Origin of the sequence: Hydromonas duriensis, assembly GCF_004363775.1 — a bacterium.
GTDB classification, from domain to species: domain Bacteria; phylum Pseudomonadota; class Gammaproteobacteria; order Burkholderiales; family Burkholderiaceae; genus Hydromonas; species Hydromonas duriensis.
The window spans coordinates 1-16,919 of sequence record NZ_SNZE01000034.1; the positions used below are offsets into that span (position 1 = coordinate 1).

The 16,919-nt window shown below is 45.1% G+C and carries 16 protein-coding genes and 1 tRNA gene; 8 read left to right on the forward strand and 9 right to left on the reverse strand.

The genetic code is table 11. The features are described 5' to 3' along the window. Window positions 1–363 precede the first annotated feature (363 nt). Genes DFR44_RS10395 through ispB form a run of 8 tightly spaced genes read right to left on the reverse strand, consistent with a single transcriptional unit; the run spans window position 364 to window position 8,170 of the window. Window positions 364–588 (reverse strand): DNA gyrase inhibitor YacG, encoded by a 225-nt coding sequence (locus DFR44_RS10395; protein ID WP_133621505.1) that lies wholly within the window; start codon window positions 586–588, stop codon window positions 364–366. A 19-nt stretch (window positions 589–607) separates the two neighbouring features. Further along, complete coding sequence (gene zapD / locus DFR44_RS10400; RefSeq protein WP_133621506.1) at window positions 608–1,411, reverse strand: cell division protein ZapD; 804 nt, start codon at window positions 1,409–1,411, stop codon at window positions 608–610. Window positions 1,412–1,422: 11 nt separating this feature from the next. Beyond that, the gene (gene coaE, locus DFR44_RS10405; protein ID WP_133621507.1) at window positions 1,423–2,109 is read right to left on the reverse strand and encodes a dephospho-CoA kinase; all 687 of its coding nucleotides are present in this window, start codon (window positions 2,107–2,109) and stop codon (window positions 1,423–1,425) included. Window positions 2,110–2,125: 16 nt separating this feature from the next. Continuing rightward, entirely contained in the window at window positions 2,126–2,899 is a 774-nt protein-coding gene (locus DFR44_RS10410; RefSeq protein ID WP_133621508.1) for a prepilin peptidase, read from the reverse strand. Then, on the reverse strand, window positions 2,896–4,104 hold the full coding sequence (locus DFR44_RS10415) for a type II secretion system F family protein (RefSeq protein WP_133621509.1): 1,209 nt from the start codon (window positions 4,102–4,104) through the stop codon (window positions 2,896–2,898). The genes DFR44_RS10410 and DFR44_RS10415 overlap by 4 nt, the downstream gene beginning before the upstream one ends. A gap of 24 nt (window positions 4,105–4,128) precedes the next feature. Beyond that, a complete protein-coding gene (locus tag DFR44_RS10420; protein ID WP_162845251.1) occupies window positions 4,129–5,829 on the reverse strand; it encodes a GspE/PulE family protein in 1,701 nt (566 codons plus the stop codon). A gap of 43 nt (window positions 5,830–5,872) precedes the next feature. Continuing rightward, the gene (locus DFR44_RS10425; RefSeq protein ID WP_133621511.1) at window positions 5,873–7,138 is read right to left on the reverse strand and encodes an HlyC/CorC family transporter; all 1,266 of its coding nucleotides are present in this window, start codon (window positions 7,136–7,138) and stop codon (window positions 5,873–5,875) included. An 18-nt stretch (window positions 7,139–7,156) separates the two neighbouring features. Continuing rightward, on the reverse strand, window positions 7,157–8,170 hold the full coding sequence (ispB, locus tag DFR44_RS10430; protein WP_133621512.1) for an octaprenyl diphosphate synthase: 1,014 nt from the start codon (window positions 8,168–8,170) through the stop codon (window positions 7,157–7,159). A 170-nt stretch (window positions 8,171–8,340) separates the two neighbouring features. On the opposite strand from ispB, the gene folP reads away from it, so the two are divergent. From folP to DFR44_RS10475, 8 genes are all read left to right on the forward strand, one after another. Then, window positions 8,341–9,207 (forward strand): dihydropteroate synthase, encoded by an 867-nt coding sequence (gene folP / locus DFR44_RS10435; protein ID WP_133621513.1) that lies wholly within the window; start codon window positions 8,341–8,343, stop codon window positions 9,205–9,207. A gap of 162 nt (window positions 9,208–9,369) precedes the next feature. Beyond that, window positions 9,370–10,713: a phosphoglucosamine mutase gene (glmM, locus tag DFR44_RS10440; RefSeq protein ID WP_133621514.1), complete on the forward strand. Its 1,344-nt coding sequence runs from the start codon at window positions 9,370–9,372 to the stop codon at window positions 10,711–10,713. A 319-nt stretch (window positions 10,714–11,032) separates the two neighbouring features. Beyond that, window positions 11,033–12,010 carry a homoserine kinase gene (locus tag DFR44_RS10450; RefSeq protein ID WP_133621516.1) on the forward strand — a complete coding sequence of 326 codons (978 nt, stop codon included), beginning with the start codon at window positions 11,033–11,035 and terminating at the stop codon, window positions 12,008–12,010. Window positions 12,011–12,017: 7 nt separating this feature from the next. Continuing rightward, window positions 12,018–12,917: a BPSS1780 family membrane protein gene (locus DFR44_RS10455; RefSeq protein WP_133621517.1), complete on the forward strand. Its 900-nt coding sequence runs from the start codon at window positions 12,018–12,020 to the stop codon at window positions 12,915–12,917. A 46-nt stretch (window positions 12,918–12,963) separates the two neighbouring features. Beyond that, window positions 12,964–13,040 (forward strand) — tRNA-Met (locus tag DFR44_RS10460). A 245-nt stretch (window positions 13,041–13,285) separates the two neighbouring features. After that, a complete protein-coding gene (locus DFR44_RS10465; protein ID WP_133621518.1) occupies window positions 13,286–14,233 on the forward strand; it encodes a glycosyltransferase family 2 protein in 948 nt (315 codons plus the stop codon). Next, a complete protein-coding gene (locus DFR44_RS10470) occupies window positions 14,175–14,654 on the forward strand; it encodes a GtrA family protein (RefSeq protein WP_133621519.1) in 480 nt (159 codons plus the stop codon). The genes DFR44_RS10465 and DFR44_RS10470 overlap by 59 nt, the downstream gene beginning before the upstream one ends. Window positions 14,655–14,701: 47 nt before the next feature. Next, complete coding sequence (locus tag DFR44_RS10475; protein ID WP_133621520.1) at window positions 14,702–16,465, forward strand: ArnT family glycosyltransferase; 1,764 nt, start codon at window positions 14,702–14,704, stop codon at window positions 16,463–16,465. Between the two features lie 75 nt (window positions 16,466–16,540). On the opposite strand, the gene DFR44_RS10480 is transcribed toward DFR44_RS10475, so the two are convergent. Continuing rightward, window positions 16,541–16,919 (reverse strand): integrase core domain-containing protein (locus DFR44_RS10480; RefSeq protein WP_162845228.1); only part of this gene is annotated, 379 nt, incomplete at its 5' end.

Consider the following 16,919-nt stretch of genomic DNA (forward strand, 5'->3'; position numbering starts at 1 on the left):
TATTGGTTTAACGTCTAGTGACTTGTCACTCGACTGAACCATAAACGCCCACACTTATCGGCTGTTAATTTTTAAAGATCTTGTCTTAACTGAGCATCTTGACACCCAGTCGCTTTGCTGCTTTCGCCCTAAACTTCATTCAGAACAGAAGCGAGATTATGAAGCAGTTTTTTTATTCCGTCAAGCTTTTTTTAATTTATTTTTTGCAAATATTTCACAACTAATAAACCATCTAAAACTCAACACCGCACAACCTTCGCATCCTGCTGCGACCTCGGCCACAACAGAAGCGAGATTATGAACACATCAAACTTTTCTGTCAAGAAGTTTTTGCGCTGTTTTTTTTAAAATAGAAGTTTAAAGTTAATGTGGGCGCGTCAGACTAAAAGCCGAATCTACTACGCTTAAGCCTTCAGCCCCCTGGTTAGCATCGCTGCCCTGCTCTGAGCCTAGTGGAATGCGATAGGCTTCTTGCGACCAAGCACCTAAATCAATTAATTTGCACCGCTCGGAGCAAAAAGGACGAAAAGTTGAGGAGGTATCGTATTCATGCTGCATCCCGCAGCTTGGGCATAAAACTTGAGGCATGGCTTATGGATATTAGGGTTTATGACGACATACCGCAAAGGTTTAGTTCAAATGTGATTTCAGCATGGTCTATTTCTTGACGTAAGTGCAATGGCTGTGAGCGGAAATTTGGAAATGCGAATCTCAACCAAATCACATGTTTATTGGCACTGATGTCTGGTAAATAGGGGGATCTATCTGACAGTTCAATTTGTAACATTTCAAAACGAGAGCCGTTCAATGGCTGTTGATAGGCCTTATCTTGAGTGACACATGTTTTATGTTTTTTGGCTTCTCGGACTATCAGTAGGATTAACTTAAGCCCTTCAAACATGGGCATCAGGTTCATCATCCACATTTCCAAATCCATGCGACGCACATGCGCGGGTTGTTGCAACCATTGATAGTAGAAGGCAACGTCAAAGCTGCAAATACCGCCCGCGACAACAATACGGGTTTTAACGTTTAATAACCAGTCGTTTTCAGATAAGGTACTACCAAACTTAGAGGATTGTTCGATTTGTTTTTGCGCATCATTAAGATACATCAATGTTTGCGTGAGCTTTTCTTCAGACAAGTTGGGGCGATGTCTTAACAAATTGAGCGCACTTTTATAACGATTGATGTCTAGTAACAAGTCGCCTTTTAGGTCATAGCGAAAGGCGAACTCATGAATCTCAAATAATACCAACAATGCTGAATGATGATCTTGAGCATCGTCTTTTTGTAAAAAATATTGCCACCTGCGATACAGAGCCTCCATACGTAGATACGTACGAAAACGCTCATTCAAAGGAAATTCAAATAGCGTGTGAGCAGGTATGTTTTGAGAGGCTTGGGTCATGGACAGCTATTTTATGTCGTGTGAGAGGAACTAAAATGTCTTATATATCTTACCAGTATATTGAGTTGCGCCTTGAGTTGCAAGTGAATGACATCGTTTTCTGAATTATTCAAAACGACATCCGCTATCGTTTGCATTTCAGAAAAACTTGCCTGCGTGGAAATAATTTTTTTTATTTGTTCAATATTGAGCTGGGGGTTGCGTTTCAAAATGCGTTGAACACGTATATCTTCCGCACAGTCAACCACAACAATCCAGTCCAGTAAAGCTTGCCATTCATGGCTTCGAGCCAAAAGAGGAATATCGTACACCACACATAAAACATCGGCTTGAGCACGCAGATGTGCTTGAACAACCGCTTGAGAGAAAATTAATGGATGCATTATTGTTTCAAGCCGCTCTTTGAGATGTGGTTGACCAAAGATAAGTTCTCTCATCACCGCACGATTCAATGCGCCATCTTCTGCCAAAACCTTGCGTCCAAACACTCGTTCAATCTCAGACATCGCAGCACCATTAGATTCAGTCAACTCATGGGCAATGGCATCTAAATCTATAACAGCCGCCCCGCTTTCTGATAATAGCCGTGCCACGGTGGACTTGCCACTGCCCATACCTCCCGTTAATCCGATATTCAAAACATGGCTCGGCAACCGATTGGGGCGTTCAATCTTGCGTAAATGCTCATGTAATATCATTTTGATTTATTCAACCTTAAAGATGATGAGACAGCACTAAGACAACCACCGCCCCTAGTGTTAAGAAAGGACCGAGCGGAATCATGTGAGCATGATGCCTCATGCGAGCATATACCGCATACAATAAAGCCGTCGCACATGCGACCAGCAGCACATTCGGCACATGCACTAAACCAAACCAAGCCCCGATGGCAGCAAACAACTTCATATCCCCCATACCCATGCCTTGTCGTTTACTGAAGAATAAGTGCACTTCATATACGGCTCGCAACAATGAGTAAGCCAATGCAGCACCTAATACAGCCTCTCTCAGTAAGTCAGGATAAACAATTGCTTTCCATAAAAGCGCAACCCAAAGCAACAACAATGTCAGCACGTCTGGTAATAAAAAATGTTCAGCATCAATCCAAGCAGCAACCCATGCAACATACAAAAAGAAAAACCACATTAGCGCATCAAATGATGCACCAAACCACCAAAAACAATACAAAGCAAAAACACCAGAACCCAACTCAATCAAGAGATAACGCCAAGGGATGCGCGCCCGACACAAGCCACAACGAGCACCAAGCACCAAAAAACTCAGCACGGGTATATTTTGCCACCAACGCAATGGTGCCTGACAACATGGGCAATGCGATGCGGGTTTAGCTAAATTGAATGGCGATGCGCTTTTTGTCTCATTATCGTTATTCATAATCATGAGCGGCAAACGATGCACCAGAACATTGGCAAAACTACCCAACACAATCCCAATGATAAAAACAAATACCCAAAGCACTTCAGTCATCGCACCACAGTTCCCAAATTTAATATCGGCCAATACAGTGCCACGACCATCACCCCAACCATCAACCCAATCAAAACTATCAATATGGGTTCAATCAGCACCGACAGTCGCTTAATGGTTTGCTCCACCAAGAACTCATTGTGTGTTGCGTGCTGCATCAACATATCTGTCAACATGCCTGATTCCTCGCCAATCTGAATGCGCTGTATCAAAGCTGTTTCAAAAATTGCGTATTGCGTCATCGACGAAGACAGGCTATGTCCATTTAAAACATGTTGTGTGCAATCATCAATCGCATGTTGCATCGGGCGGTGGGGCACACTGCGCGAGGCAGTACTGAGCGAATGATGCAAAGGCACGCCCGATTGATATAAAAGCGCCAAGGTGCGCGCAAACTGAGCGTGCCACGCAGTGCGAAGTAGTGAGCCAAAAACAGGCAGCTTCAGCTTCAAGCAATCAATGAAATAAAGCCAACGGGCATTTTTCCAACGCAATAAAAAAACAATACATAATACAAACAACGCAACCAACCACAACCCATTGGTACGCACCAGTCGTGAAACATCAACCAAGAGCTGAGTCAGCCAAGGTAATGCCTGTCCATTGCTGCGATACACGCCCTCAAACACAGGCACCACCCACCCCAAAACAGCCATCCATACCAGCAGCGCAATACCAACCACAAATAGAGGATAGGATAAAGCCGTACGGACTTGCGTTATTAATTGTTGACGACGCTCCTGCGTATAAACGATATTGCGCAATACGTCCGCCAATCGCCCCGCCATCTCACCACTTTCAACTAAATTGCAGGTCAAATCATCAAATACCTGAGGATGATGGCGCAAAGCACGGTACAAAAATTCACCCCGCTCAATATCAAGCCGCATGGTTTGAATGACAGCATAAAAATAGCGATTTTTTTGACTGTGTAACAACACATCCAATATGCGCAACAGCGGCACGCCCGCTTCGTACAAGACACCCAACTCTTGCAAAAACTTAGTCACCTCTCGTTGAGGCACAGGCTTTCGCCAAGGCTCGTGTCGACATTCGATATGTTTGGCAATAATGCCTCGCTGCTCCAATTGCTCCCGAACTGCATTTTTATCTTCACCATACAAAACACCAGACAATGCTTGACCCGCACGATTTTGACCGTGCCAAGCGTAACGCTGAATAGAAGCATGAAGATGTTCTGACATTGATGATATTAATATTTTAAAATTTCAGATGGTCGCTGCCATCACCTCATTGAGCGTGCACAAACCCGCTTTGACTTTTAACAACCCAGCCTCACGCAAACTGAGCACCCCCTCCAACTTCGCTTGCTCGCGCATCAAGTGAGCGCTGGCGTTGTTTATCACTAAGTTTTGCATGTCCGTAGAGACGGGCATGACCTGAAAAATACCTAAGCGACCTAAAAAACCTGTGTGGTGACAACGATTACAACCCGCTGGCGCGTAAAGTTGCCAATCTGCCTGCTGCGCATCTTTTATGGAAAAGCCCGCGCCAACCAGCAACTGCTCATCCATTTGAGTCGGCACTTTGCAATCGCACAACTGACGCACCAAACGTTGCGCCGTAATGACGCTAACAGATGCAGCGATGTTGTAAGGCGTCACCCCCATTTGCGCCAAGCGGGTCAACGCAAGCGGCGCATCGTTTGTATGTAAGGTTGAAAAAACCAAATGCCCTGTTTGCGCCGCCTTGAGCGCAATATCTGCTGTCTCAAGGTCACGAATTTCGCCCACCATAATGATGTCAGGGTCTTGACGCAAAAATGCGCGTAATACCGTCGCAAAGCCAACCCCAGCTTTTTCATTAATCGAGACTTGGTTCACGCCTACCATAAACATCTCAACGGGGTCCTCTACGGTAGAGATATTGACTTCATCCGTATTGAGCCGCTCCAAACAACCATATAAAGACATTGTTTTACCACTGCCCGTTGGCCCCGTCATCAAAATTAAACCATGCGGTCGTTTCAAAGCTTCTTCTAATAAAAGCAGTTGCGCTGCCTCATAACCGAGCGCAGACAAACTTAAAATAGAGCCTTGACCATTTAAGAATCGCACCACAATTTTTTCACCATACACAGTAGGCAAAGTACTGACTCGACAGTCAACCGTCTCGCCAGAAGGCAACGATAGTTTAATTCGCCCATCCTGTGGCACGCGTTTTTCAGCAATATCCAATTGCGCCATAACTTTCAAGCGCACCGACATTTGCTCCTTAAGCTGAGGCTCCAATTGCGTCACGTCATGCAAGACCCCATCGATGCGAGCCCGAATTCTAAAAAAATTCGCGAAAGGCTCAAAATGTACATCTGATGCCCGCTCACGCACCATCTGTGTCAATACATCTTGAATATAACGCACCACAGGCGCATCATGACTATCAATGGCATTTCGGTTTTGATTGATATCCAAAGCTAAATTTGATGCCGTGGGTGCGACTTGAGCAACAAAACGATGAGTGGTTTGGCCAGAAGAGCTCTTCTCTTGTGCCTGCTCAAACTCATTGACCGATAAAACACGCCATTCAAAAGACATGTTTATCAAAAATTTTAAACGCTGTAGCGCTAACGCATCCGACGGGTCCACCACGCCCACACATGCGGGCGAGCCGCCCAACCACACACCCCCCTGCGCTGCTTGAGGAAATTGAGGGTGCTCAGTCGATATCGATGGGTGCTGAAGAAATGCTTGCCACTGTGCAATACTCACGCGAGCAATGCCTGTCCGCTCAGACAACCATTTCGCCAAGTCATCTGCAGTAAAGCCTGTATCACTGTGCGATAAAAACAATTGAATCCAAGCCATAGAATCAGCAGGCTCCGACTTGGCAATGTTTGAAGCCAAGTCAATCGATAAGTGTTCATGCTGAATCAGCAGTTTTGCTAATGTTGACCATGATTGACTGCGCATGCAAACTCCAAAAATGAACCGAGGCAAGTCACTGCAAATAATTTTATGGTTTCGGACGATACAAACGCACTGAACGCACGCCGTGCTCATCCACTTGCAATACCTCCATCGTACAACCTGCCACACGCAAACTCACTTGCGCATCGGGAATATCTTGCAGCTCTTCTAAAATAAGACCATTCAAAGTTTTTGGCCCATCCAAAGGCAATTGCACATGCAAGCGGCGATTGACTTGGCGCAAAGGCATGGACGCATCAAGCACCACTTGTCCATCGCTATCCCACGTCGTGTAGGAGCGGGCATTCGGTGCGGCTGAAGTAAACTCACCCACCATTTCCTCGATGATGTCTTCCATCGTCAACAAGCCCAAAACCTCACTGTACTCATCCACCACGATGCCTAGCCGCTGTTGGTCTTCCTGAAAATGTTGGAGCTGTTCAAAAATAGCTGTTTCACTGGGTACAAAATAAGCTTTACTCAAATTACTTCGAATTTCATCATGCGTCAACGAGCCATCCTCTAAATGATGCAACGCTTTACGAATATGAAAAATCCCGAGAATATTGTTAATTTCACCGTCATACACGGGGAGCTTATTGTGATAACAAGTCACCAGCTGATGCAAAATTTTATCAATAGGATCATTAATATTTAACGCCTCGATACGCGCCCTCGGCGTCATCAAGTCATCCACTTCAATCGTTTCCAAATCGAACAAGTTCAGCAAAATGCTCTTGTGCTTTTTCGGCATAAAACGCGACTGGTCAATGATTAAAGCTCGCAATTCTTCAGGGCTAAGGGTTTCTTCTTCACCACTATTGGTTTTAATACGAAACAGCCCAAGCAAGCCCGAAACAAAAACATTTAAGAACCACACGGCAGGATAAATCAACCGCAACAACGGCTTGAGCACAAAACTGGCAGGCAAAGCGATTTTCTCAGGAAAAGACGCGCCCAACACTTTAGGCGTTAATTCACTGAAAACAATAATTGCGAATGAAATCAAAGCCGCTGCGATACTCACTGCCCATTCATTATCTCTGAATGAGTGAATTGCAATGGATGTGGATAACGTGGCGGCAACGGTATTAATAACGTTATTACCAATTGATAAAACACCGAGCAGACGCTCGGTTTGATTTAACAACTCTTGTGTGCGAATCGCAGCGCGACTGCCCTGCTTGACCAGATGTCGTAAGCGAAAACGGTTAATCGCCATCATCGCTGTTTCTGACATGGCAAAAAAACCTGATAAAGCCAACAGACCAATTAATATGCCAATCTGTGCGCTTAAAGGAAGGTTGTCCACAAATAATCTCGCTTAAAATTAAATGTCACGCGCCACAGCATAATCAGCCAAGGCCAATAAAGCTGATTTATACATCGACTCGGGCAAAAACACCAACGCGTCTTTTGCAAGTTGCGCTTCACGTTCTGCTAAATCTTGAGTATATTTAAGCGCGCCATTGCATTGTATTGTGTTTAAAATTCGTGCAAAATCGGGGTGATGCTGGTCTATGCCGCCATTTTCAATAGCAGTTCGAGCAATGGCTTTTTCATCCTCATCCCCATGCGCCATGACATAAATCAAGGGCAGTGTCGGTTTACCTTCACGTAAATCATCTCCAACATTTTTGCCCAACGTCTCGGTGTCGCCCGCATAATCCAAAATATCATCCGCCAATTGAAAAGCTGCGCCCAAATGTCGCCCGTAGGTCGCACAAGCGTTCTCTTCCTCAGCGGTACAACCTTGCAACACGGCCGCCAACTGGGTTGAAGCCTCAAATAAGCGAGCGGTTTTGTAATGAATCACTTGTAAATAACGCGCTTCCGTAACGCTTGAGTCATTGATATTTAACAACTGCAAAACCTCGCCTTCCGCGATGATATTGGTTGTATCAGCCAATATATCCATGACGCGCAATTGCCCAATCGACGTCATCATCTGAAAGGCGCGCGAATAGAGAAAATCCCCCACCAACACGCTGGCCGCATTGCCAAACATGGCGTTTGCTGTTTGACGCCCTCGACGCAAGTCGGACTCGTCGACCACATCATCATGCAGTAACGTCGCGCTATGAATAAACTCAATCACCGCCGCCAAAGTAAATTGTTGTGCGCCCTGATAGCCCAGAGCACGCGCCAACAATAAATGTATCGCGGGACGCAAACGCTTACCCCCAGCTGAAATCAAATAGTCCGCAATTTGATTCACCAGCGGTACGTCTGAGTGCAAAGCGGTACGAATGGTTTCGTTTAATGTCAGCATGTCTTGCGCAATCGGCGCAAGCAAATCCGCTTTTTTAATAAGCGGCGAGGAAATAGTAGCAGATGTCGTCATAGTGGCAGCATTATAGCTTGAACCGTTAGGCTCGGGTAGTATCCAACGTGCAAACTTAACTAAGGCGGCTCGATATCCAACAAACCAAGCGAAACACCTCATCAGCGCATGTTTTTAAACCGCGTTATAATTTCTAGACCTTAAACCAACATAGCTTCAACACCCCAAAAATGCCAACACCGCAGAATAATAACCCTCAGCCTAGCCCTAGCCGAATTTGGCAATGCGGTCGCTATCATTTAGATGTGTCTCGGCCTCAAGTCATGGGAATTTTGAACATCACGCCCGATTCTTTTTCAGATGGCGGACGTTTCATCGAACCTCAAGCCGCGCTTGACCGCGCTTATGAAATGATTGAAGCGGGTGCGGACATTATTGACATCGGCGGCGAGTCCACTCGCCCGAATGCCCAAACCTTATCAGTATGTGAAGAGTTGTGCCGATTAATGCCGATTGTGCAAGCCTTAATTGATTGCGGCAAACCCATTTCGATTGACACATATAAGCCCTACGTCATGCGCATGATGCTCTCCGAAGGAGTCGACATCATTAATGATGTCCGTGGATTTAATAGCCCTGTCGCCATTGATGCGGTAGCCGATAGCAATTGTGGTCTGTGCATTATGCACATGCAAGGCACACCACAGACCATGCAAGACAACCCCACGTATGATGACGTCACCCGCGACGTCGCTTGCTTCTTAAAACAACAACTCACTCGATTATTGGACGCGGGCATCGCCCCCGCCCGCTTGTGCGTAGACCCTGGCATTGGTTTTGGCAAGACCTTGGCGCACAACATCACATTATTACAAACACTTGAGCACATTCAAACCTGCACCCAAGCCACCGTTTTGGTTGGACTGTCGCGTAAGCGCATGATTGGCGACTTGACGGGCAAAGCAACAGATGAACGGGTGTCTGGCAGCGTGGCAGCCGCTTTATACGCTGTGACACAAGGCGCACAGGTCGTGCGCGTGCATGATGTGGCGCAAACGGTTGATGCCCTGAACGTCTGGCGCGCCTTATCCGCATAAAACTCCATCAAAAAACGCACAGTCGTTTCGAGCTGTGGAATAATACCGCCACAATGAAGTCGTACAAATCGACAATCTGGATACGCTTCTTATCGTTGTAAATATTCAAAAAACGATAAAATCAAAAAATCAACTCGAACCTCATCAAACAAAGGGGCTTTCATGACTCGACAATATTTTGGAACCGATGGCGTGCGTGGTCGCGTCGGCACGACACCCATTACTCCCGATTTCGTTATGCGCTTGGGTTATGCCGCAGGTCAGGTATTGGCTTACGATTCCTACGAGGCGGACCAAGGTCGTCCTTGCGTACTTATCGGCAAAGACACACGCATTTCAGGTTACATGCTTGAAGCAGCACTGGAAGCAGGTTTTGCCGCCGCAGGCGTTGACGTTATGCTATGCGGCCCGATGCCAACGCCTGCAATCGCCTATCTCACACGAGCGTTGCGTCTGCAAGCAGGTGTTGTGATTTCAGCTTCTCACAATCCCTTTGAAGACAACGGCATCAAATTTTTCTCATCGCAAGGTGACAAATTACCCGATGAAAAAGAGCTTGAAATTGAAGCCGCACTTAACCAGCCAATGGGCTGCGTCCCCTCGAAGCAACTGGGCAAGGCCAGCCGACTCGACGATGCTCGAGGTCGTTACATCGAGTTTTGCAAATCAACCTTTCCAAATGATTTAGATTTGCGCGGTTTACGCATCGTCGTCGATGCCGCTCACGGCGCTGCCTATCACATTGCTGAACCGATATTGCATGAGTTGGGCGCTGAAGTCATCGCCATTGGAGCTTCTCCAAACGGTCTAAACATCAACGATGGCGTTGGCGCCATTGCACCTGACGCACTCGCCTTATCCGTTCGGGCGAACCGTGCAGATTTGGGCATCGCCCTTGATGGTGATGCCGACCGCTTGGTCATGGTCGATGCTCAGGGTACCATTTACGATGGCGACCAACTCATTTACGCCATCGCCGCCACAGTCCACAAGCAAACACCTGTCGCAGGCGTGGTTGGCACGCTCATGAGCAACCTTGGTTTAGAAAAAGCACTCAAAAAAATCGGAATTGCTTTTGCACGAGCAAAGGTTGGCGACCGTTACGTACTTGAGCAACTAAAAGAACGCCGCTGGCTGTATGGCGGCGAGAGCTCAGGGCACATTTTATGTCTTGACAAACACACCACGGGCGACGGCATGATTAGTGCTTTGCAAGTATTATCAGCCATTCGCCGCACGAACAAAACATTAAAAGACTTGGTTGCGCCCGTGGAAATGTATCCACAAACCATGATTAATGTGTATGTTGAAAAGGGTTTTGACTGGGAGTCACACGAACCTTTACAAGTGGCACAAGCACAAGCACAAGCGGCGCTGGGTGATACGGGACGAATTTTAATCCGTGCATCAGGAACAGAGCCATTGATTCGCGTCATGGTCGAAGCACAAGATGCCAAGCTTGCCCGCAGCCAAGCGCAGCTGATGGCTGACAGTTTAAAAAGCTAAGAAAATCAAGTGAAAATAAAGTGTTATCACATGATAAACCCCTGAAATGCGCGCCGAAGGTGCGCATTTTTGTTAAAATGCCCGTTGATTATGAACGCACTGAAACTGGCGTGATTATTTGCAACTCACTTGCAACCGCTTATTTTAAAGCCAATATTGAGCAAGTTTATACACTCAACACACGCTATGGTTATTGTTCGACAACACATCGACACTTCGTATTAGAGGCACACAACGACTTCCATTACGACTGTTACGGCTGTTTACTGACGATTACTTTTATTTTTATTATTCCCTTTATTGAAGATAGACGCCCATCATGGCAGTTTTTACCCAAATCACCCCCAACGAACTCGCATCTTGGCTCGAGCCATTAAAACTAGGCACATTGGTCGAGTTTAAAGGCATTGCCAGCGGCATCGAAAACTCCAATTTTTTTGTCACGTTAAACGATAATTCAAAAACGACCGACTATGTACTCACTATTTTTGAAGTACTGACACCCGAACAACTACCGTTTTACCTACAACTGATGCAGCATCTCGCGGACAAAAACATCCCTGTCCCACGCCCCTTTGCGGACAACCAAGGTCAATTATTCCGTCCTTTGGCAGGCAAGCCCGCGGCATTGGTATCCAAACTATCAGGGCAAGAAGCCAAAGAAATCACTCCAGCCCACTGCGCCAGCGTTGGCCGCACCTTAGCGCAACTGCACCATGCAGGACAAGATTTTGCCATTCACCAACCCAACCTACGCGGCCTAGACTGGTGGCAACAGATGGAAAACAAAGTCAGTGACTTTCTACCAGACCACATCGCCGACCTTCTACGAGACGAAATCGCCGCACAAAGCGCATTCGCGCAAACCCAAACATACAAGAACCTGCGCATGGGCGTTGGACACTGCGATTTATTTGTTGACAACGTCTTATTTACAAGCCCTGATGCGCCCTCATTCATTGATTTTTACTTCGCAGGCGTTGACCGTTGGCTGTTTGACCTCGCCGTCACTGTCAATGACTGGTGCATCGAGCGCACAACAGGCGAGTTTTTACCCGAACACCTAAACGCCATGATGGACGCTTACACCGCCATTATTCCACTGACCGACGACGACAAAACCGCTTGGGGCATGATGTTACGCGCCGCCGCTCTGCGTTTTTGGATTTCTCGACTGTACGACTTTTACCGTACACGCGAAGCTGCCATGCTCACCCCCAAAGACCCCACACACTTTGAACGCATCTTAAAAAGCCGTCGCGCTCAATTTGCAACATTTATATCTGAAAGTCACTAAACGCATTATGATTATTCCCCTTACAATCGCCCGAGTCCCAATTTCAAACGCATTCACATGGTACCGCAACGCATGGACGTTGCTCAAAGCACAACCGCTCATTCTATTTCTCGCCACGAGTTGGGTTTTATTGTCACTGATGATGCTCGCCTCATTTCCCTTTATCGGCGCAGTCGCCAGCTCATTTTTAACTCCCGTCCTCGCATTTGGCATGGCCGATATTTGTCAAAAAGTCCGCACGAATCAACCTGCCAACCCATTACACGTCTTTGCAGGAATTTTTGGCGCAAACCGAAAAAACCTATTCACCCTCGGCGTGTTTTACGCCACCGTTGCCCTAGGCTGTCTACTGCTCACCCAACTGATTGACGGCGGCGAACTCATGCGAATGGCAATGGGAGTCGCCAACACGAGCGGCATCGACGCCTCAAGCATCGACCCCACCCTCCTCGCCCAAGAACTTGCTAACGACCCCGTTGCTTTCATCAAAAAATACCCCATCATACTGGCACTACTCACTTTCCAAATCAGCAACATCCTGATTTCCAGCCTATTCACCTACGCCCCCATGTTCATCGGCTGGCAAAACGCAAACCCCAACCAAGCTGTCGCACTATCGCTCATCAGCATCGGGCGCAATTTTTTATCAATCGGCTTAGCAGGCCTCATCACCCTGCTCACACTATTCGGCTTCACCTGCATCGCCACAATTTTAGTGCACCTGCTACCAGCAGTTGGTGTATTCACCGCCATGTTACTGGCACTGCTCAACTTCACATTCATCTACGCCATCACTTACACCAGCTACTACGGCATTCTATCAACCTCACTCAACAACAGCGTCAAAGCCAGTGTCGCAGCCGCCATCGAAAAAGACCAACACAACGATAATCTAGACAATCTATAATAAAAAGCTTGACACATAACAATCTTAAGCCGATAATGTCGGTCTTGGCGAATTAGCTCAGTCGGTTAGAGCGACGGAATCATAATCCGCAGGTCCGGGGTTCGAATCCCTGATTCGCCACCATTTTACATTAACCAGTATTGCCTATGGTTAGCAAAAAAACCCGAATGAACATTGAGTTTGTCGGGTTTTTTGTTATCCGTAGCCAACGATGGCAAACGCTCAAACTTAAACAATGGTGTACTAAACCTTTGACGAGTAATAATAAAAACAGTTCTGTGCTAAATACTATTTTGAAAATTAAAGAGCAAACCAGTTAATGTTAAAATGCGCTTACTGACATAAATATTTCACGAATAAAGGATTGCATGAGCTTTTTTAAAGGTCTAAAGGTTGCCGTTGTGATACCTTGCTATAACGAAGAAAAAAGTATTGGTTCTGTTATTCTTGATTTGAAAAAAGTATTACCTGAAGCCAGTATCTACGTTTTCGACAACAACTCAACGGACAAAACCGCTGAAGTAGCCAAATTAGAAGGTGCACATGTTATTAATGTAGCACTAAAAGGCAAAGGCAATGTCGTTCGACGCATGTTTGCTGATGTTGAAGCAGACATTTACGTCATGTTAGATGGCGATGCCACATACTATGCGCCATCAAGCCTTCACTTGATTGAAAAGTTATGTAAAGAGCATCTCGATATGGTTGTTGGGGTGCGAGTTGAAGAACAAGATTCAGACGCCTATCGACGTGGCCACAGATGGGGAAACACAATGCTGACAAAAACAGTTCAGCATGTTTTTGGCGGACAATTCACAGACATGCTATCTGGCTATCGAGTTTTTTCTCGCCGCTATGCGAAATCCTTCCCCGCATTATCTAAAGGCTTTGAGATTGAAACAGAATTAACAATTCATGCGCTCGAATTACGCATGCCATATGGCGAACTAAACACCCCTTACGGTGAGCGACTCGAAGGCTCTGAAAGTAAGTTGTCCACATACAAAGACGGCTTTAAGATTTTAAAAACAATATTTCGACTTTATATGGTTGAGCGGCCTATGGCATTCTTTAGTATTTTTGGCACGCTATTTATCGCATCTGCGATTAGTCTATCAATTCCGCTTTTATCTGAATATCTTAATACAGGTTTAGTCCCTCGCTTACCAACAGCCATTTTGTCTTCCGCTATGGTTTTGACAGGTTTACTCTCTTTTTCATGCGGTTTTATTCTAGAAACTGTAACACGCGGTAGAAATGAAAGCAAAAGATTGGTTTACTTATCAATACCTCGCACTCAATTCAAAGATGAGTAAAATACTAAACAGCACAATTCTAAGATTTGCTATTGTAGGACTTATCGGTTTTTTAGTTGATGTGTGCGTGTTTTATTTGCTCAAAGAGGTAACAGGAATCTATAAGGCTCGTGTAACCTCTTTTGTTGCAGCTGCGAGTACAACTTTTATTTTAAATAAGTCCTTTACTTTTCAAAAACATAACACAAAGAAAAGACCTGCAGACATTATTAGACAAGAATATCTTCGTTACTTACTTTTAATGACAATGGGTGGGATGGTTAATTACGCTGTCTTTACAGCTACACTGCACATACTGGGCACACACTCTTTTTTACCCGCACTGGCGATTGCTTTTGGCAGTGGAGTAGCAATGGCGCTGAATTACACTAGTTCACGCTACTATGTTTTTAATCACAAAAACTCATCAAGCAATCTGTAAATTAAGCGTAAGCATCACTAAAACCAGTTTTTTTAATTAATGCCTTTATGACCAAACTTCTTTTCATATTACAACACACAGCCTTACTCAGTATTTTTCTCCTGTCCACGTATGGCCTAGGGGCTCGCTTAGTTAAATCAAATAAGTCTATAGAACATTTAGGTACGGGATTTATCATCAGCCTAAAACTTTGCTGTGGCATGGGTATTTTTATTACGGTGCTACAATTTTTGGGCATCCTTGAAAATCTTAAGCTATGGAGCGTCAGCACATTATTATGTGTTGGATTATGTTTTTTTATACTCGAACTAAAGCAAAATATAAAAAAGCAAACCATTGAAAGCTCACTTAAAGCACTTCAGCACAAAATCACACAACATCCATTATCAACAACTCTCGTTTTAGTATTTTTAATCATCACCATATTAAAGGCACTAGCACCTCCCAACGCATGGGATGAGGTCATGTATCACCTACCCCACGCCAGAGAATGGGCTAATGCAGGGGCTCTAACAATTAACAAATGGTTGAGATATCCTTATTTCCCGTATAACTTTGATTTACTCTATGCTGCAAGTCTTGTCTTTGGGTACGATGTGCTACCTCATTTGCTTCATGCCAGTGCCGGTATGGTAACAGTCTTAGGCTTATACGGGCTAGGAAGAAGTCTATTTAATCATAATGTCGCAAGCCTAGCGGCGATTATTTTTATTTCAACAATTAATGGACTTGCTCAAACTGCATACGTTGAACTCGGTTTAACGATGTTTTTATTCTTTGGCTTTATTTGCGTCTATCAAGGATATTGGAACGGAAACTTTAGATTCGTTTTAATCGGCATGTTCCTAATTGGTTTAGCGGTGGGCACAAAATATCAATCACTCTTTTACATACCTTTGCTTGCGGGAATAGTTCTTTTCAAGGAACGAAAAATCAAGAACTATGCTGCACTTACCGTAGCATTTTTACTACCATGCTCATACTGGTACATACGCAACTACATTTTAACTGGAAACCCCGTTGAACCATTGGCAGGAACTATTTTTGGGTATTACAGCTGGAACGAGTTTGATATGCAACTACAAATTGCAGACCTTAAGCGAGTAGCTGATTGGCCTCCCCCAATACTCTGGTTATCTATCATTCCACTGCTTTTTCTTAAACGCTTTTCACTATCAACCAAAGCAATTGCCTTTTTTTGCATTTATGGTTTTATAACATGGTACTTCACCTCTCACTACTCTAGGTATCTTATCCCCGTGTACCCCTTTATGAGCTTGTTTGCTGCCCAAGGTATATGGATGGCGTTACACATGATACATATCCGAACAAAACAAACCAACTTCAAACGAATATACTTACAGCGTTTTACCAAAAATCAAAAATTAAAATACGCAGCCTATCCAGTAATTTTAATTGCACTTCTAATTTTTATGCCCAAAACACTGAGTAAAATACAAGCTGATGGGGCAAGCAGGGGCGACTTTTTAAAGGATAAAATATATTCATACCACATAGGAGTATTTTTACGCGCACATCCCGAGTATCGATTGGTGCAAATAGGCTTAGAATCCGACCTGTATTACTTACCGAGCGGAACAATTGGCGATGTTTTTGGTGAAGGAAGATACCAAAACCTCCTAGGCCTTAGTTCTAGCCAACTTGCAAATAAAATTAAGTCATTTGGAGCGAATGCTTTACTTATATCGAACAAAAGAGGCGGCGAATTAATTACATCTCAGCCAGAATTTAACAGGTATTTCACCTTAGTAAACTCAACTGACTATGCTCAACTATACAGCGTTAAGTAGACTTAGGGGCAGCTCACAAGGCTGCCTAGTAATCTTAAGTATAGATTATGATCTGCCCTCATTTCAACGGACAGTTTAAGCAGCTATTTTAGATGCTGCGGATTCAAATTTTACAGGGCTTTGGTATCCCAATTTTGAATGTTTGCGTTTGAAGTTGTAATAGGCTTCAATAAACCAGAAGATTTCGCGTCTGGCGTGCTCCATTGACTCAAAGGCAATGCGATAGACATGTTCGACCTTGAGCGTGTGGAAGAAGCTCTCACAGGCGGCATTGTCGTAGCAGTTGCCTTTGCTGCTCATACTGCATTTCAAGTCATAAGCTTTAATCAATCGCTGATAGGCTTGCGAACAGTATTGGCTACCACGGTCGGTGTGCACAATCACCCCTGAGGGGTAGCCCCGTTTGAACAACGCCGCCTTGAGTGCATCACAGACCAGTCGTGCATTGATGCGC